General features: G+C 43.9%; 18 protein-coding genes and 1 riboswitch. Of the genes, 6 read left to right on the top strand and 12 right to left on the bottom strand.

Features of this window, described 5'->3' with window-relative positions; all coding sequences use genetic code 11:
- Positions 1–142: 142 nt before the first annotated feature.
- The gene (locus ACIFSR_RS18530; protein ID WP_339209390.1) at positions 143–727 is read left to right on the top strand and encodes an ATP-dependent Clp protease proteolytic subunit; all 585 of its coding nucleotides are present in this window, start codon (positions 143–145) and stop codon (positions 725–727) included.
- Here the strand turns inward: ACIFSR_RS18530 and ACIFSR_RS18525 are convergent.
- Entirely contained in the window at positions 720–1,616 is an 897-nt protein-coding gene (locus tag ACIFSR_RS18525) for an NAD(P)/FAD-dependent oxidoreductase (protein WP_339209391.1), read from the bottom strand. The two genes, ACIFSR_RS18530 and ACIFSR_RS18525, sit on opposite strands and share 8 nt — an antisense overlap.
- A gap of 175 nt (positions 1,617–1,791) precedes the next feature.
- Positions 1,792–2,733, bottom strand: a complete 942-nt coding sequence (locus tag ACIFSR_RS18520; protein WP_430059076.1) for an EamA family transporter — start codon at positions 2,731–2,733, stop codon at positions 1,792–1,794.
- Positions 2,734–2,806: 73 nt separating this feature from the next.
- Positions 2,807–2,916: riboswitch (purine riboswitch) on the bottom strand.
- A gap of 177 nt (positions 2,917–3,093) precedes the next feature.
- Between ACIFSR_RS18520 and ACIFSR_RS18515 the strand changes: the two genes are divergently transcribed.
- Positions 3,094–5,151 carry a molybdopterin-containing oxidoreductase family protein gene (locus ACIFSR_RS18515; RefSeq protein ID WP_430059074.1) on the top strand — a complete coding sequence of 686 codons (2,058 nt, stop codon included), beginning with the start codon at positions 3,094–3,096 and terminating at the stop codon, positions 5,149–5,151.
- Between the two features lie 68 nt (positions 5,152–5,219).
- Here the strand turns inward: ACIFSR_RS18515 and ACIFSR_RS18510 are convergent, their stop codons facing one another.
- Genes ACIFSR_RS18510 through aroC form a run of 3 tightly spaced genes read right to left on the bottom strand, consistent with a single transcriptional unit; the run spans position 5,220 to position 7,939 of the window.
- Complete coding sequence (locus ACIFSR_RS18510; RefSeq protein ID WP_430059072.1) at positions 5,220–5,834, bottom strand: NAD(P)-dependent oxidoreductase; 615 nt, start codon at positions 5,832–5,834, stop codon at positions 5,220–5,222.
- A gap of 35 nt (positions 5,835–5,869) precedes the next feature.
- The gene (locus ACIFSR_RS18505; protein ID WP_430059069.1) at positions 5,870–6,838 is read right to left on the bottom strand and encodes a 2-hydroxyacid dehydrogenase; all 969 of its coding nucleotides are present in this window, start codon (positions 6,836–6,838) and stop codon (positions 5,870–5,872) included.
- A 45-nt stretch (positions 6,839–6,883) separates the two neighbouring features.
- Positions 6,884–7,939, bottom strand: coding sequence for a chorismate synthase (gene aroC, locus ACIFSR_RS18500; protein WP_076265927.1), 1,056 nt, complete (start codon positions 7,937–7,939; stop codon positions 6,884–6,886).
- A gap of 116 nt (positions 7,940–8,055) precedes the next feature.
- Here aroC and ACIFSR_RS18495 point away from each other — a divergent pair, with 116 nt between their 5' ends.
- A complete protein-coding gene (locus ACIFSR_RS18495; RefSeq protein WP_430059066.1) occupies positions 8,056–8,934 on the top strand; it encodes a LysR family transcriptional regulator in 879 nt (292 codons plus the stop codon).
- A 55-nt stretch (positions 8,935–8,989) separates the two neighbouring features.
- Here the strand turns inward: ACIFSR_RS18495 and ACIFSR_RS18490 are convergent, their stop codons facing one another.
- Positions 8,990–10,015 carry an NADH:flavin oxidoreductase/NADH oxidase gene (locus tag ACIFSR_RS18490; protein ID WP_339209399.1) on the bottom strand — a complete coding sequence of 342 codons (1,026 nt, stop codon included), beginning with the start codon at positions 10,013–10,015 and terminating at the stop codon, positions 8,990–8,992.
- A 162-nt stretch (positions 10,016–10,177) separates the two neighbouring features.
- On the opposite strand from ACIFSR_RS18490, the gene ACIFSR_RS18485 reads away from it, so the two are divergent.
- Positions 10,178–10,516, top strand: a complete 339-nt coding sequence (locus tag ACIFSR_RS18485) for a winged helix-turn-helix transcriptional regulator (RefSeq protein ID WP_430059063.1) — start codon at positions 10,178–10,180, stop codon at positions 10,514–10,516.
- Between the two features lie 92 nt (positions 10,517–10,608).
- Here the strand turns inward: ACIFSR_RS18485 and ACIFSR_RS18480 are convergent, their stop codons facing one another.
- The 5 genes from ACIFSR_RS18480 to ACIFSR_RS18460 are packed head-to-tail and all read right to left on the bottom strand — an operon-like array spanning position 10,609 to position 14,661.
- Entirely contained in the window at positions 10,609–11,487 is an 879-nt protein-coding gene (locus ACIFSR_RS18480; RefSeq protein WP_430059060.1) for a hypothetical protein, read from the bottom strand.
- The gene (locus ACIFSR_RS18475) at positions 11,484–12,524 is read right to left on the bottom strand and encodes a hypothetical protein (RefSeq protein ID WP_430059057.1); all 1,041 of its coding nucleotides are present in this window, start codon (positions 12,522–12,524) and stop codon (positions 11,484–11,486) included. The genes ACIFSR_RS18480 and ACIFSR_RS18475 overlap by 4 nt, the downstream gene beginning before the upstream one ends.
- Before the next feature lie 19 nt (positions 12,525–12,543).
- Positions 12,544–13,521 carry a hypothetical protein gene (locus ACIFSR_RS18470; RefSeq protein WP_430059054.1) on the bottom strand — a complete coding sequence of 326 codons (978 nt, stop codon included), beginning with the start codon at positions 13,519–13,521 and terminating at the stop codon, positions 12,544–12,546.
- Entirely contained in the window at positions 13,511–14,089 is a 579-nt protein-coding gene (locus ACIFSR_RS18465; RefSeq protein WP_430059051.1) for a sigma-70 family RNA polymerase sigma factor, read from the bottom strand. The genes ACIFSR_RS18470 and ACIFSR_RS18465 overlap by 11 nt, the downstream gene beginning before the upstream one ends.
- A 50-nt stretch (positions 14,090–14,139) precedes the next feature.
- Positions 14,140–14,661 (bottom strand): hypothetical protein, encoded by a 522-nt coding sequence (locus tag ACIFSR_RS18460; RefSeq protein WP_430059048.1) that lies wholly within the window; start codon positions 14,659–14,661, stop codon positions 14,140–14,142.
- A 142-nt stretch (positions 14,662–14,803) separates the two neighbouring features.
- Here ACIFSR_RS18460 and ACIFSR_RS18455 point away from each other — a divergent pair, with 142 nt between their 5' ends.
- Both ACIFSR_RS18455 and ACIFSR_RS18450 read left to right on the top strand, forming a co-directional pair.
- On the top strand, positions 14,804–15,700 hold the full coding sequence (locus ACIFSR_RS18455; protein WP_339209410.1) for a rhodanese-related sulfurtransferase: 897 nt from the start codon (positions 14,804–14,806) through the stop codon (positions 15,698–15,700).
- A 99-nt stretch (positions 15,701–15,799) separates the two neighbouring features.
- Positions 15,800–15,946, top strand: a complete 147-nt coding sequence (locus ACIFSR_RS18450; RefSeq protein ID WP_179089728.1) for a hypothetical protein — start codon at positions 15,800–15,802, stop codon at positions 15,944–15,946.
- An 82-nt stretch (positions 15,947–16,028) separates the two neighbouring features.
- Here ACIFSR_RS18450 and ACIFSR_RS18445 read toward each other — a convergent pair whose 3' ends face one another.
- A complete protein-coding gene (locus ACIFSR_RS18445; protein ID WP_076265917.1) occupies positions 16,029–16,556 on the bottom strand; it encodes a hypothetical protein in 528 nt (175 codons plus the stop codon).
- Positions 16,557–16,633 lie beyond the last annotated feature (77 nt).

The following is a 16,633-nucleotide window of genomic DNA, read 5'->3' as shown; positions in this document are numbered from 1 at the left end:
AAAGGAAAACATCCTTACTGAAGTAAACGAATGAGGTGAGAAAAAAGATACGTTTTTCTCAAAAATTTTTCCCGTATCTTTTTTTAATTGTGATTCGTTTACTAATCGAAACCAAACAACATCCATTTGGAGGTAAAATACGATGAGTAATTATGTACCTTATGTAGTCGAGCAATCCAGCCGCGGTGAAAGATCTTACGATATTTATTCGCGATTGCTGAAGGATCGCATCATTTTTTTGGGCTCTGCAATAGATGATGTAGTCGCTAACAGCATCGTTGCTCAATTATTATTTCTTACCGCGGAGGATTCTGAGAAAGAAATTTCGATGTACATTAACAGCCCAGGCGGCTCTACTTCTGCCGGATTCGCCATTCTTGACACGATGCAATTTGTGAAAGCTCCAGTACACACGATCTGCACGGGATTCGCTGCTTCTTTTGCAGCTATACTTCTGCTTGCTGGCGAGAAGGGTCATCGTGCTGCGCTGCCTAATAGCGAGATTATGATTCATCAGCCCCATGGCGGTGTCCAAGGGCAAGCCAGTGATATTGCGATAAGTGCAAATCGGATTTTGAATATACGCTCTAAATTGAACCGGATTAGTGCAGAAAGAACAGGGCAGCCTATAGAGAAAATCGAAAAGGATATGGATCGTGATTATTTTATGTCATCGGAAGAGGCATTGGAATATGGAATTATCGACAAGGTCATTACCTCTATGTAGATAATAAGCTCTTATGAATCCATATTGCCGCTTGGCTGCCATCCCCCATTGCTATGGTCAACATTTCAGAATGCGCAGTTACGTCTCCAGCGGCCCAAATGTCTTCGACACTTGTAAGCTTTGTACGCGGGTCAACGACAATATGATTGTTCTCCATAACCTCTACTCCAAGCTGCTTGGCAATGGAGGAACAAACATCATTACCGCCAAAAGCAACAAAACAGCGCTGACGATAAATAGATGATCCATCCGCAAGGATTACCCCTATAAATTGTTCACGCTCAATCAGAACGGTTTGAATAGTCTGTTCAATATAGGGGATTCTTTTTTGGTCTAGCTTGAGGCGTAACTCTTCATTAATTGGTGTGAGCTCATGATTAACATAAATGAGCTCCTCCGTCCAATGCGTAAGTGTTAGTGCCATTTGCGCTCCAGCATTTCCAGCACCGAGTACAAGCGTCGGCTGATCTCGTACTTCGTATCCATCGCAGTCTGGGCATACGTATACGCTCGTTCCCAAACATGGAATAAGCATCTCCAAATTCGGAAGCCGATCCTTCACACCTGTCGCAATAAGCAGCTTCTTACCATTATAACTGTTCATATCCGAAGTTTTTAGAAAAAAAGCCTCATTTATTCTTTCCGCCTCTACAACTTCAGCGTGTATGAAAGTGACTCCAAGCTGCTCTGCTTGCTTTCTCCCTGCAAGGCGAAGCTCCGCCCCGCTAATGCCATCAGGAAAACCGATCAAATTATGATAGCTTCTGCATACCGAAGATCTTCCATTGCCGGAATCGATAACAGCAACGTGATGACGATATCTTCCTAATTGTATGGCAGCCTGTAATCCTGCAATGCCGCCGCCTACAATTACACAATCATAGATCATCAAATGCCTCCCAGTAATAGGATTAGTGTACACAACATCAGTTGATTATTTATTATTTATAATTGGCTCTCCACTTATACAAAGGAATAAGGATACGGTTAGGAATAGTCTCTATTTCAAAAAAGAAGCCAGCTGCTCTAATTCAGGGCAGTTGGCTTCTTTTTCATATATGTGATTATTGCACGCTCAATCTTCTTCGCTTCATTTTGATGACTTCTGGAAGCGCAATCCCTATGAGTACGACGATGACACCAGCCCATTGCAAGGCACTAACATGTTCATTCAGAACGAAGGATGAAAGCAGAACAGCGACAGGAAGTTCCGACGCACCTAAAATCCCTGCCATCCCTTCTCCGACATGCGGCACACCGATTGCAAATAGCACGGGTGGAATAAACGCACCGAACATACCAAGCAAGAAACCGTAAAGCATCAAATCTCCAAAAATGAGTCCATTAAACAAAAAGGTTGGAGGGAATAAAATAAATACAAGTACCATGCCCCCGGTAATCATCCATGCGCTTCGATATGCAGGATGTACAGAAGGAACTGCTTTTCCGCTAAATAGAATAAATAGTGAATAACTGACTGCAGATAACAGGCCGAGTATAACTCCCATTATATTGAACTGTCCTGTGCCCTGCTCAATGATGCCTGCTGCAAGCAAAGTACCGCCGAATAAGATAGCAATTGTAAAAAACATAATGCCGTTTGGACGTTTCCGCTGTCCTACCGCTTGAATTAATACACCAATCCATGTGAACTGAAAGAGCAATATAATCGCAAGCGATGCTGGGATGTAGCGAAGAGATTGGTAATACAATAAACCTGTAATAGCGGTTGGAGTTCCAGCGGCCATTAGAATGAAACGTTGTTTCCATGTCATGCTGCTCGTGCGAATAGATGTATTAGCCTTACTTTGATTAGTTGAGCTCTGGCTGCGCTTCTCACGCCATTTCATAATGAAAGTGAGTATCCAAGCGAGCAAAAAACCTGTTAACAATTGACTGCCTACAACTTCACCAAGCTCATAGCCGCGGCCATAAGCAAGCACAACAATAGTGGATAAAATGCCATAGCTTGCAGCACCTAGAAAAACCGAAAAAATATACTTCATCTGTGTGAATCCCCCTCATGAAAATTTGAAAATTTGCGCATAAAAAAATCCCAACTGCGAATATAGGATCAATGATGATTGATCTCATATTCGTAGTTGGGAAGTAAGGCTTCCCGTAGAAACCCTCACCCTGTTCAAGCTGTAACTCCGTGAGGTTATACGAATTATTTAGTTGTGGAATACGTCTTAAGCACATTGAATATTACATGACAAGTAAAGTGCTGTCAATAGATAATAAACTGGAAGTTCGGAAAATAGGCGATTTTCACATCACTTTTTTGCATCTTGCTCCCTATGTTGCATGCGATTATGCTATGATAATACGACGTGAATATGGCTGTTATATGGAGTGAGATAGATATGAGCAAATCAGTAATAAATGGTACTGTAAAATCGGTTTGCCCTTTTGATTGCCCGGATACTTGTGGTCTGAGCGTCACCTTCGAGGAAGGCAAAATAACGAAAGTAACAGGTGATGCAGAGCACCCGGTAACCCGCGGAGCAATTTGCAATAAGGTAAGACAATTAAATGATCGCGTGTATCATCCTGATAGACTGCTCTACCCTCTTCGCCGCGTAGGTCCCAAAGGCGAGCATTCATTCGAACGCATATCTTGGGAAGAAGCCTATGAGGAAATTACCTCACGGATGAAAGGGATTATTTCAGAGCATGGAGCGAGTGCCATATTGCCTTATAGTTTTTATGGCAATATGGGTGTTTTGAATGCAGAAGGAATGGATCGACGGTTCTTTCATCGACTCGGCGCTAGTCAATTGGACCGCGCAATTTGCAACGCTGCTGGCTCAACAGGCTATGCTTATACGATGGGCGCTTCCAGAGGAATTGATCCCGAAGAAACGATACATACGAAGCTGTTTCTTATATGGGGCTGCAATCTCGTATCCACAAATATGCATCAAACGATGTTGGCAACGGAAGCACGGAAAAACGGAGCAAAGGTTATTCATATTGATGTGCATCGCAATCGTACCTCTACTTGGGCGGATCAGTTCATTCATTTGCGTCCGGGAACGGATGCAGCACTCGCTCTCGGCATGATGCATGTTATCATCCGTGATGGGCTGACTGATCAAGCTTTTCTCGAGCAGTTCACGCTCGGTTACGAGGATCTCGCGAAGCAAGCAGCTGAATATACGCCTGAACGAGTGGAAGCTATTACGGGCGTACTGGCAGCGGAGGTCGAGGAGCTTAGCAGGCTGTATGGAACGACCACTCCCTCTTTTATCCGCATTGGCAACGGACTTCAGCACCATGATAATGGCGGAATGATCGTGCGAACTATCTCCTGCTTACCTGCATTGACTGGGCAATGGGATGTTCTCGGTGGCGGTGCAATGAAAGGCAACAGCTGGTATTCGCGGCTCAATGGTGAGAAAATTGAGCGCCCCGATTTAATGCCTGATCCGGATGTCCGCACGATCAGCATGAATCAGCTCGGCGATGCTCTTCTAGATGCCGCTCCTCCAGTAAAGATGCTGTTTGTCTATAACAGCAATCCAGCAGTCGTAGCGCCTGACCAGAACCGAGTGCGCGAGGGATTGGCTCGTGAAGACTTATTTACGGTTACACATGATTTGTTCTTAACAGACACCTGCAAATATTCGGACATAGTATTGCCTGCAACCTCTCATTTTGAAAACTTGGATTTATACACTTCCTACTGGCATCTGTATTTGCAGCTACACCAGCCGATTATGGAACCGATGGGTGAATGCAAATCAAACTTTACGCTCTTTAAGGAGCTCGCGCTTAAACTTGACTTTGAGCCTCATCTATTTGACATTTCTGAGCAGCAAATGATAAGTGAGGCACTTGATAGCGAAAATAATCCACTTCTTAAAGGCATTACTTTTGAGGCGCTGCAAGCTAATACGTGGATGAAGGCTGGCGGTAATGAGCTTCCTTCCTATACCTCGATGATTCCGACTCCTTCGGGTAAAATCGAGCTTTATTCGGAGAAAATGCTTATGAACGGCTTGCCTCCAATACCCAATCATACGCCGCTTAGAGAGCCGGAAACATATCCTTTTTGGCTGACGACTGGCCCGAATCACAGCTTCATTAACTCGACCTTCGCCAACCAAGAAAAGCTCCAAAAGCTTGAGAAGGAGCCTCTCCTTCATATGCATGCGGAGGACGCAGAAGCACTCGGGCTCCTTAGCGGGGAACGTGTAAAGATACGTAATGACCGTGGTGAACTGGAGATGACGCTGCGTGTTGGTCAAGACGTACTGCCAGGAGTTCTCGTCACGCAAGGCTTATGGTGGGAAGACAAGAAAAAAGGTCATCAAGCCGTGAATACACTGACGCCGCAGCGGCTCGCAGATATGGGCGGCGGTGCTACATTTTTCTCAAATCGCGTTGAGGTTTTGAAAGCTGATACAGCTCTGTCATAGAAAACCAAAAACACCTGAGTCCCTATGAAAAGTAGGAACTCAGGTGTTTTTACCTTTTTGCCTATGAATTAGTAGCTAATACCAACACGTTCTCGCACATAAGCACCGTTAAAATATTCCGAAACAGCGAATTCAGCCGTATCTGCAAAAGAAATCGATGCACCTCCAGAGGGCAGGATCTCCTTTCGCACACGATAACCGCCTCGCAGCTCCTCTTGAACGAGTCTTGTGGGACAGACGATGGTCCAGTCCAAATCAGTGTTAGCGAGTGCCCTATAAGCCTGCTCATGCTCTTTGGCTGCATCATGGTTTAAACGTCTGTTTTCACTGGACTGGTATCTAAGCAGCTCTGGCTGCAGCTCACTCTGCAAGATGCCCGCTGTACCAACCGTAACGATTCTTTTCACTCGGTAATGATGCATTGCGGCAATCAAATTTGTGATGCCGCTGACAAGCGTTCCGTTGCCTTCTGTATTTAACGCACAAATGACTCCGCTCGCATCAATCATGGCTTCAAAAACCTCATGCTGATTACGTACATCTCCGAGGTAACTCTCATCGATCATTTGCTCAGGCAGTCTTACAAATCGCTTGAATGGAACGTTCCTATCTTCAAGATAACTCGCAATAAATTGTCCGGTCTTGCCTGTTGCTCCGAGAAGTAATAACTTTGAAGCTGTCATGATATGTACCCCTCTTATTAACAACGTTTATTCTGTTAAAGCAGCTCGTCAACGACATTTTGGGGGACTAGTCCAGTTAACGCGTTTACTAGGTTTTGAGCCGCAAGCATAGCCATATCAAACCTTGTATCCGATGTAGCAGAGCCGATATGAGGCAAGGTTAATACATTAGCCATCGTCAGAAAAGGATGATCCGCTTCAATCGGTTCTTTTTCGAATACATCAAGGCCCGCAGCTGAAATCGTACCCTGCTCGAGAGCTTCAATCAAAGCTTGCTCATCCACCGTTTGCCCTCTCGATATATTAATAAAAATCGCTGATGGCTTCATTAATTTAAACTCAGTTGCTCCAATTAGCTTAACCGTCTCTGGTGTCAGAGGTGCTAATAATAAAACAAAATCTGAATAAGCAAGCAGATCATTTAATTCAAAATAACGAACGCCTAGCTGTTCTTCCGCTTCTGGCTTGCGGCTGCGATTATAATAAACGACATCCATGTCAAACCCGAACCTAGCGCGACGGGCAACCGCCTCACCAATTCTCCCCATTCCAATGATGCCAAGCTTAGCATGGTGGACATCTTTACCGAACAGCTTGACGCCATCGCCTGTCTTCCACTTGCCATCCTTTACGTAACGATCCAGCTCCGCAACACGCCTCGCTGTTCCCAGAATGAGTGCGAGTGCAAGATCCGCTACAGTGTCATTCAGGACATGCGGCGTGTTCGTACCAATTATCCCTCTTGTACGCATTGCTTCAAGATCAAAATGATTATAGCCGACGCTTATACTGCTTACGACTTTCAAATGCGGTGCATGTTCGATTAATTCAGCATCAATTTTGGCTCCTGCCGTTAATAAACCATTTGCACTCGCCATCTTCAGAAGCAGCTGCTGTCGGGTCATGGGCGTTTTCTCATCCCATTTGTCTATTATACAGTGCTCTGCTATAAACGCCTCTACTTCAGCGGGGATCTGTCGATCAATGAAAACAGTTGGTTTCATTAGCAATCTCCTTTCAGCATTTGTCATTTATAAGCATAGCACAGTTTATCCATTCATTGCTGCTTGGCGCTTGATTAGATCTTCAATAACGATACATGCCATCGCTTCTACAACGGGAATAATACGAGGACAGATGCACGGGTCATGTCTGCCAATGGTCTCGATCATCTTCTCTTGACCGTGGATATCAATTGTATGCTGCGGCAAAGAAATGGATGATGTGGGCTTAACCGCTATACGAAAAACAATTTCTTCACCCGTGCTGATGCCGCCGACAATTCCGCCCGCGTTATTGCTTAAAAACCCGTTTTTGCTCATGGCATCATTATGCTCGCTGCCGAGCATCTCTGCTGCTGCAAAACCTGCCCCAAACTCAATGCCTTTAACAGCCCCGATGGATAGCATTGCTTTTGCAAGCTCAGCGTCCAGCTTATCAAATACTGGCTCGCCTATCCCAGGTAAAACGCCTCTTACTCTGCATTCCACGATACCGCCGCAGCTGTCTCCAATAGCCGCTAAATGCTCGATCTTCTCGATCATACGAACCGCTGCTTCTGGATCACATGCTCTTACCGCATTTTTTTCAATTTCATCCTCTACGTACGTTTCGCATTTAATACCGCCTATTTCCTTGGTATAAGCAACAACACTTATTCCTCGGTTCTCTAACAGCTTGCGGGCAACCGCTCCGCCAGCAACACGGCCTGCTGTTTCTCTTCCCGACGCCCTCCCGCTTCCGCGGTGATCACGCAAGCCGTATTTTTTCAAATACGTATAATCGGCATGTCCTGGACGAAAGGAATTTTGTATATCGTTATATGCTTCAGGCTTCATATCTGTATTATGCAGCATAATGAAAAGTGGCGTTCCCGTTGTTTTCCCTTCAAACATGCCAGACATAATACGAATGACATCATATTCTTTGCGCGGGGTAGTTACAGAGGATTGACCGGGCTTTCTTCGATCCATTTGCGTTTGGATATATTTCTCATCCAGCTCAACCCCAGGTGTCACGCCATCTACAATGACGCCAACGGCTTCCCCGTGTGATTCTCCGAATGTCGTAATCTTAAAGCTTTCCCCATATGTGCTTCCTGCCATTATGTTTACCTCCCGATGGAATGCTTTGACGCATTCGTTATTTGTCTATTATAATTTTGAATATGAAATAAATGAAATCGAAATTTTCGAATCTTGTCATAGAGAGGAACTATATCATGCTAATGAATATGGAATGGTATCGCATTTTTCTCCATACCGCTAAATTAGGTAATTTGACAAAAGCAGCACAAGAGCTGCATATTACACAGCCTTCTGTCAGCTATGCAATTAAGCAATTGGAAGCGCAGCTTGAAGTGAAGCTGTTTGATCGATTGTCCAAAGGAGTAAAGCTTACTCCGGAAGGATTGGAGGTTCTCGCTTATGTAGAGAAATCGTTTACGATACTGCAAGCAGGTGAAATCCAATTACAAGCGCTCAAAAACCTTACGGCAGGCGAGCTGCGCATTGGGGCTAGCGGACCTGTAATCAAGCATTTGCTGCTGCCGCTGCTTGATACGTTTCATGCGGAGCATCCCGATGTACGCATTCGGCTTTCTCAAGGAAAAACATCGGATATACGGGATCGATTGTTAGATGGCCAAATTGATATTGGTCTTGTTCACCTGCCCCTCTCTGATCATGAACTTGTCGTTTCACATCTAAAAGAGATTCAAGACTGCTTTGTTGTAGGAGAAGCGTATCGTCATTTAGTCGATACCTCCTTTTCGGCTCAAGCCTTAGCACAATTGCCGCTCTTGCTGCTCTCTGAAGCGAGCAGTACAAGATTGTTTATTGAGCAGTGGTTTAAATCACAAGGCATAACGCCAGATGCGGATATGGAGCTGTCCAGCATGGATATGCTGATAGAAATGGCTATTCGCGGCTATGGAGCAGCATTTGTTACTCAATCTTTTATCGATCAGGAACTTGAGAATAAGAAACTATTTCGACTTCAGACAATTGAACCCATTCCATTACGTTCTGTAGGTTTTGCCACTAGGCGCAATTCTTCTCTTCCCATCATCGCAAACCGATTTATTGCATTGCTTGAATAATAAGAAGAGCCTCTCGGCGTCCAAGAGGCTCTTCTTATTATTGGCATGATAATGATCAGTATGCTCTTTCATATTGCTTTGCTGGCAATGCCTCACCTTTTATAGCCTGAATTGCATGTAATGACCAATAAGGATCACGAAGCATCCCGCGAGCAACAGCTACTAGATCTGCATCTTCACTCGCAATTGTCGCTTCAGCCAGCTGTGGATCCTCCAGCTTGCCTACGGCAATTACAGGTACCTGCAGCGCTTCTTTCAGAGCACGTGCCAAAGGCACCTGATAACCAGGATAGTTGCCCGGACGCCTTACTCCTACTGGTCCTTCCCCGCCGCTGGATACATGAAACACATCAACTCCAGCATCTCTGTAGCGTTTGCTGAACTCAATGCTATGGTTCAAATCATAACCACCATCCATATATTCAATGGCAGAGATTCGCATGATGAGCGGCATGTCTGCCGGCATTACGCTTTTCACCGCTTGTACGACCTCTACACCAAATTTAGCCAAATCCTGACCGTACTCATCCTCACGGGTATTAATGCCAGGAGACTGGAATTGATGCACCAAATAACCATGAGCACCATGTATTTCAATTGTGTCTACACCCGCTTCTACTGCTCTTCTAGCTGCCTCTTTAAATTGATTCACAATAACTTTTATTTCTTCGACAGAAAGTGGTTTAGGTGTTTTATAGTTAGGACCTGCTGGGATGGCAGATGGACCAACGGGCTGCTCAGCGTCCTCTGCTTTGCGCCCAGCATGCGCGATTTGAATGCCTATTTTGGATCCATGTTTGTGCACTTCTGAAATAATGCGTCTGAAAGCTGGAATATGCTCATCTGACCAAAGCCCTAAATCATGATCTGTAATGCGACCATCTGGATCAACATCGGTCATCTCCATGAGGATAAGACCCGTACCGCCTATCGCACGTGAAACATAATGAACATAATGCCACTCATTAGGTATCCCGTCCTTCGCGTCTACAGAGTATTGACACATAGGTGCCATTACAATTCTGTTCTTAAGCTTAAGACTTTTGAGTTCAAATGGTGTATCCAAATGTTTAAACGTCATGATCTATGCACCTCTTCGTTAATTAGTGTGGGTAGTTATTAATCTATTTTTACCACAGTAAGTATAAATGCGAAAGTAGTGAACTTTTTTTCATATAGTTTCCCTAAAGTTACTTTTGTACTATACTTGGAGAAATGGAGTTAATTTAATTGAGGTGATCTGATGGATGAACGTGAACTACTCGTTCTAGAGCGAGGTACTTATGGTATTCCTTGCGTTATAGGTAAAGTACTAGACATTATCGGTACGAAGTGGACCTTTCTCATTATTCGTGACCTGCTGGTCGAAGAAACGATGCGCTTTAGTGAATTGTTGAAATCACTCGAAGGCATCAGTCCGAAGACACTTTCCCTTCGCTTGAAGGAGCTTGAAGACCAAGGCATCGTTAGTCGAACCATTTATGCTGAGGTCCCCCCAAGAGTAGAATACACCATTACTGAAAAAGGTAAACGATTGGAACCCATCTTTATTGAGCTCAAGCGATTTGGACTCACTTTATAATGATCATACAGCAAAAAGGATCGTCTCCAGCCGTCGCTTAAGAGACAATCCTTTTTGCATTTAGAAAAATTAAATCCATTCAGAACCATCCCTTAATTAACGGTGATGACAAATGGCACCGTCAGCACCTCGCCTTTAAATTGAAATTGCCCCCATAACTTGTAGATGCCTTTCTCAGGAAATACCGTGTGAAACATGACGTTTGCACCACCACTCATCGCTTCCATTGCATGTGCATGTACGAATTGGTCAACTGTGCTGTTCAAAATAACACAATGGCCGGAAGTGCCGAGAAATGGCTCTATCTGCTTTATCGGCTTTCCCGTCTCTTTATCAATGAATCGAAATAATAACATAACCATCTGTCCCGCTTCTATTTCACCAATCCCGGGACTTGCCGATAATGAAACTTCTAAGCCGCTTACACTTTTTATCCATGTGGTGTCAGGAACTATTGTTTCGTTAGATAATGGCTCGCCAGCAACCTGTATCCACTGCTTATTAATGACAACATTTTGTTTATGAGGCTTGAATTCAGTCGTTACATAAAACGAGCCTGCAAATGGTAAATTAAGCTTTGTCCGAAAAACATTGTCTTTCACATAATCGGGATGCACATGCTGAAACGATGATAAATCTTTACTAACGACGATCAGATGCATGAGCTTGGTCATATCTTCTGTAAATTTCGTTACAGGCTGCCCCTCAGCGGTGGTGACTTCCAATTGTAATTCCATTTCTCCTACTTCTACTGGATTGCCATTTATTTCGCTTACTTTAACGTGATAACCTGAAGCTTCTGGTGATGGCATTTGTTCATTCTGAAGAGCAGCCAGCAATCCGCGCTTAGGCGGTTCTATATCGACGTTCGTGAGGTTCGTAAAGGTATCCGAAGCACAGCCAGTTGCAGCTAACAGGATAATGAACAAAGTTATAAGCAACAAACTAATGGACCTTAATCGTACGCTCATTGACTTACACGCTCAGGAGATTGGGCTAAGAGGCTAAGGCCCAGCGACAGCAGCGAAGCTTGTACGATTGAGCCTATCCACAGCTCGGGCTCCCAGCCAATACCGCTCGTCGCAGCCATCCAGCCGAAGTAACTGCCCCAAAGCACAATAGGCATAATGATGGCAATCAGCCTACTGCTTCGCCTGCGATTCAGATCAGAGCGTCTAAAATGCAGCAATATGTCACCGCTGAGTCCTGCCACAAACGATACGATCAAACTATGTATTTGGGTAAAACCATCGATTACACCCATTAGTGCGCTAATGAGTAAGAATACAAAAGTAATCGCACCAAAAGGAGGCTGCCAGCGCTTTAGCATCAATAAAATGGGAAACATAAATACGATCGTATTTAGTAGGATAAACGTTAATCCTCTTACCTCGGCATCATCTGCCATCCGGTGCGCAAATAAAGTGCTGGAATTGTTCATATACCAAGCAACTACTTTTGGCGCAGGCAAATTATACCGAAACATCCACACATACATGAGAAAGAAACTGACAGTACCCGCTGACAACGCTAAGGATAATAAGTATGGGAAAAAGCTTCTCCAACCTATTTGGTCGCCACTCAGCTCCCTCCAGCCTGCTCGAAGTGGACTTGATAAGATGAGAATGGCACCAAGCATTAAAGCTAAATGAGAAGGACTAAGCAGCGCTTCAAGATTCACTTCAATTCCAAAAATAATATGCCAAGCCATATCAGCTAAGCCGCCTGCAAGAAAGATGATGACGCCAAGCAAGCCAAGCTCATATCCACTAGGAATGGCTTGCTTCCACGAGCAGCCCATTCTTTTTTTCACATATACAATCATTCCAAGTATCCATGCTGCGCATGCAAGAAACCCACTATACAAAATCGCATGCCATGGGGTGAAAAACGTTTCGACAACATCATGGTTATGGGCATAACCGTCTATGAATATTCCGAGCACCAGCCATGTGCCAAGCAGCATCGTTACGAAGTGGCTTTTCGTAGAAATAGCGTATGGTTGCATTGAACACTCTCCCCGGTTATCAATGAATAAACTGCTCGGCTAGGCTGGTTAATTCTGCTTTGGTCATGTCTAGATCAGGACTGCCTATCGTATATAGTATCGTTTCATCCGCTAGTGAATCCATCCAAAAGACAGATTGATACTGATCCGAATCACTGTACAGAAACGGCTGGGCAAGAGCATAGGTAGCAGATTGTTGACCAATAACGATGTGCTCTTGTGCCTTTAGATTTGAACGTAATTGTACATTGCTTTTATCCGTGAATACCTGCATGGTGATATGAATAATGTCAGCGGATTCGTTCTCATAAGTCGTCGTATAGACAGGATGATCCACGCTCTCTACTACAGGTCTGGGCAGAGGCAGCCAGGTCTCCTTCGGTTTCTCTTTCTTCACACGTTTCTCAAGCTCATGAAGCGGCTCCATGTCGGCAGCGGATAATGAACCGCCAAACGGCTGCTCCTTCTGACCTCCAATAAACGTCAATGTTTCAGTTAAGGAATCAGGCAATTGAAGATCTGGATTTGCTTCCGTCAATTGCATCTCCCAATCCTTCTCCACTTTCCACACGTATGGATTGGTGACGATTGTGAAAGGGATAGCATTAGTTTTTGGCAAAAGGCTTTTTAATTTTTGTGAATAAAATATCGCCTTCCCCTCGGTAGGAAGTGTTTGTTTAACCTTTTCGAGAGACTCGCGCATTTGCTGAGCCAACATCGCATCATACGTTCCTAATTGACCATTATGCAGCATGTAATCAATAATCTCGTCTTTAAAATGAAAAATATAAGGTGTAGAGAAACCCATGGAAGTAAGGAGCAATCCCGCCACGATGATTCTGAGCGTCCATGATTTTTTTACGGCGTGCAGCTTGGTCTGCTTTTGGAAGCTCTGCTTACGGTACAGCTGTTCGATTCGAGCATCAAGCTCCTCAGGGCGTTTGATTCTAGTTGCGGTTTGTTTGTAGGCTTGTGTTAGCTCTTGTTCAATCGACATGATTAAACACCTCCTTGAAAAATTGAGAATGTGACGTTCGATTTCGCAGTTTTTTCAAAGCCTCATGATGTCTGGATTTGGCTGTGCCAAGCGGGATTTGGAGCGTGCTGGCAATCTCTTCAAAGGAGCAATCCTGATAATAGCGAAGGACGATTATTTGTTTATGCTTGACAGACAAGCTGTTTACGAGCTGAAGTACTTGGTGTTTTTCTTCCTCTTCAACCGCTAATTCATCTGGCCTCTTCCATGGCTGTACGCCATACAATTGCTTATTGCGATTAATTAAACGTAAAAATCGCCAGCCTTTTCGATTGTAATGATTAACCTGATTAATGATTAATCCGTTAAGCCAGGCTCGAAATGGTCTATTGCAGTCGTAGGCAGGCAAAGCGGAGAGCATAGCGATGTAAATCTCACTAACGATATCATTGACTTCATTTTTGTTCGTGACCAAATAATAGACGGTACGATAGATATGATCAGCCGTTTTCTCATACACCAAGCGGAAAGCTTCCGGATCTTCATCCAGAAGCGAAGCTAACAAGGGTTGTATGTCCGAATCCTTCAATACGGAAACCTCCTCACGCCACACGAGTACTCATGTGCCAATTCCAATTATTATTTCGTTTCAAAAAGGGATAATTCACTCATCATAATACCGGTTACCTTTTCTTGATCTACCATAAATTCGAGCACCCATTCCTTCTCTTTATCGATATAGCCTAGTAGTTTTAAATCATCGTGTTCTCTATTATAATAGGCATCCCCATACATTTCCTTAACGGATTGAATAGAATTTCCCAGTTTAGCCCCTTTATGGGTAGCTTCATCTGGAAGCAGATTATAGCTTGTGACCTTGCTGTCAGTTATCGTATATGTAGCGTTAAAATACTCCCATGACTGAACAGGCACATCATAATCATCTGCTTTTTTCATTTTAATATCGTATTTCCCTTTGGGCTCACCACGTTTATCCGTAAGTAATTGTACCGAATCCCCTGGCGATATCTCGCCAGTATGCTCCTTGCTTAAATCCGTACTTTCGATATTTGTAATAAAATCCTGAGGCATGCTTGGCTGCTCGTTGGAACACGCGGCAAGCACCAAACATATCAATATGACTATTATCCCTTTTTTCATATAGCCCCTCCTCTATTTGCTTTCGCTATACATTGGTTTCGTATATGAAAAAGGTTCAAAAAAGGTTTTAAGTTGAAATTATTTAAAATGTCAACTATAATATAGAATGCTTTTATTTGTTTACCGGAAAGGAAAGACTACGATGAGTGAAGCTAATCATTTTCGAGTTTTATTGTATTATAAATTTGTAGCTGTACCGGATGCTGAGCAGTTTGCTGCTGAACATCTTGCATATTGCAAGGAATTAAACGTAAAAGGCCGTATCTTAATTGCTGATGAAGGAATTAACGGAACGCTCTCAGGAACCATCGAGCAAACTGAACAATATATGGCACATATGCGTGCGAATCCTTTATTTTCGGATATGGTTTTCAAAATCGATGAAACAGATAAACATGCTTTCAAAAAGATTTTTGTACGATACAAGAAAGAGCTAGTGACGCTTCGTTATGATAAGCCTTTAGATCCGAATACATTAAGCGGTACTCGTCTATCACCTAAAGAATTTCATGAGTATTTGCAAAGAGAAGATGTTATCGTACTAGATGGCAGAAGCGATTATGAATACGATCTTGGTCATTTCCGCAACGCGATCAGACCCGATCTTGAAACATTCAAGGAGTTTCCTGAATGGCTTCGCGAGAATATGGCGGAATTCAAAGACAAGCCGATCATTACCTATTGCACAGGTGGCATTCGCTGCGAGAAGCTTACTGGCGTTATGCTTAGTGAAGGCTTTAACGACGTCTATCAGCTTGAGGGCGGTATTGTAACCTACGGCAAGGACGAGGAAGTACAAGGCAAACTGTTTGATGGCAAATGTTATGTATTCGATGAGAGAACATCCGTTGTCATTAATCAAACAGACGAAGCGGTTGTTGTAGGCAAATGCCACCACTGCCAGCAGCCTGCTGATACCTATATCAATTGTGCAGATGACTCCTGTCATTTGCAGCATATCGTATGTAAGGAATGTGAAGAAACGAAGCACGGCTTCTGCTCTACAGCATGCGAAGAGCATGTTGTTAGCGTAAAATAATGAGCAAGCAGCTATAGATTTTGGTTATTTTGCTGGAACATGGTTAACCTAAGCTAGCCTCGGAGTTTTAGGCAATCAAGCTAGTGGAGGTTATTGTGGATGGCTCATAACAAAAACAAGTCGATACCAAGCAAAAATCAAGCGTTTGAAGACAGCTCCAAGGAAGCGGAAAATAATTCAGCTTCGGCCAGAGCAGAGAATATCAATCAAAAAGGCCATGTTCCGAATAGCCCGTCAACCGGCTAGACGAATAATCGATTTGCAACAGAAAAAAGAGCTGCCCATGAGTTTTACTCACGGACAGCTCTTTTCTTATGTATTCCAAGGTTTATTTGGTGACAATGGCTTCCCAGCGATGCTGATATTGTAAGAGCCGTGGATGCAGCTGTGCAGGCTCTTCCGTTAACAAAAGCCTGATTTTCACGATCCATTCCTCAAATGATGAGAACGAAGCGAACATATTCGCCATTTCAGCCGTCATGAGTACAAATAGCGGTTTCGGATAGGTTTCGGCCAAATGTCTTAAAGCAAAATCGATAGGCGTATACTTCTTGCGTTTAATTTCAAAACGCTCAACAACGATGTTCGTCTCCGCTCGGTCCCGCTTCCATTCATGCAGCCGATCTTCCCGCTTATAAAATGGGCTGACGTTCTCTTTCGACATCCTCTTGATGCTGAGCTCATGCAGTGGATAGAGAACAAGCTTGCGAAAGGAACGCGCCTTCACCCAATCAGCGGCTAGATCAAGCTCGCGTTCCGTTGTATGCTCAAATGTATCATAGTATACAATCGTTCCTTTCAGCTCATCTACAGGCGGCTCGTAGCCGAATGGCATTTTCTGAACGTTATCCACCATTTATTTGCAGCCTCCTATTATCCAAGTCATCAAATGCTTAGGAGCCTAAAATAACATACTTGGTGGGAAATTGCCAT

Source organism: Paenibacillus sp. NRS-1760, assembly GCF_050467785.1.
In the GTDB taxonomy this organism is placed as follows: Bacteria; Bacillota; Bacilli; order Paenibacillales; family Paenibacillaceae; genus Pristimantibacillus.
This window is presented reverse-complemented; position numbering and strand designations above follow the sequence as displayed.

Coding starts and splice junctions, on each gene's coding strand:
- ACIFSR_RS18460 (WP_430059048.1), bottom strand. CDS start 14,661: ATGAAAAAAGGGATAATAGTCATATTGATATGTTTGGTGCTTGCCGCG.
- ACIFSR_RS18515 (WP_430059074.1), top strand. CDS start 3,094: ATGAGCAAATCAGTAATAAATGGTACTGTAAAATCGGTTTGCCCTTTT.
- ACIFSR_RS18470 (WP_430059054.1), bottom strand. CDS start 13,521: ATGTCGATTGAACAAGAGCTAACACAAGCCTACAAACAAACCGCAACT.
- aroC (WP_076265927.1), bottom strand. CDS start 7,939: ATGGCAGGAAGCACATATGGGGAAAGCTTTAAGATTACGACATTCGGA.
- ACIFSR_RS18525 (WP_339209391.1), bottom strand. CDS start 1,616: ATGATCTATGATTGTGTAATTGTAGGCGGCGGCATTGCAGGATTACAG.
- ACIFSR_RS18445 (WP_076265917.1), bottom strand. CDS start 16,556: ATGGTGGATAACGTTCAGAAAATGCCATTCGGCTACGAGCCGCCTGTA.
- ACIFSR_RS18480 (WP_430059060.1), bottom strand. CDS start 11,487: ATGAGCGTACGATTAAGGTCCATTAGTTTGTTGCTTATAACTTTGTTC.
- ACIFSR_RS18495 (WP_430059066.1), top strand. CDS start 8,056: ATGCTAATGAATATGGAATGGTATCGCATTTTTCTCCATACCGCTAAA.
- ACIFSR_RS18505 (WP_430059069.1), bottom strand. CDS start 6,838: ATGAAACCAACTGTTTTCATTGATCGACAGATCCCCGCTGAAGTAGAG.
- ACIFSR_RS18475 (WP_430059057.1), bottom strand. CDS start 12,524: ATGCAACCATACGCTATTTCTACGAAAAGCCACTTCGTAACGATGCTG.
- ACIFSR_RS18520 (WP_430059076.1), bottom strand. CDS start 2,733: ATGAAGTATATTTTTTCGGTTTTTCTAGGTGCTGCAAGCTATGGCATT.
- ACIFSR_RS18510 (WP_430059072.1), bottom strand. CDS start 5,834: ATGACAGCTTCAAAGTTATTACTTCTCGGAGCAACAGGCAAGACCGGA.
- ACIFSR_RS18455 (WP_339209410.1), top strand. CDS start 14,804: ATGAGTGAAGCTAATCATTTTCGAGTTTTATTGTATTATAAATTTGTA.
- ACIFSR_RS18530 (WP_339209390.1), top strand. CDS start 143: ATGAGTAATTATGTACCTTATGTAGTCGAGCAATCCAGCCGCGGTGAA.
- ACIFSR_RS18450 (WP_179089728.1), top strand. CDS start 15,800: ATGGCTCATAACAAAAACAAGTCGATACCAAGCAAAAATCAAGCGTTT.
- ACIFSR_RS18490 (WP_339209399.1), bottom strand. CDS start 10,015: ATGACGTTTAAACATTTGGATACACCATTTGAACTCAAAAGTCTTAAG.
- ACIFSR_RS18485 (WP_430059063.1), top strand. CDS start 10,178: ATGGATGAACGTGAACTACTCGTTCTAGAGCGAGGTACTTATGGTATT.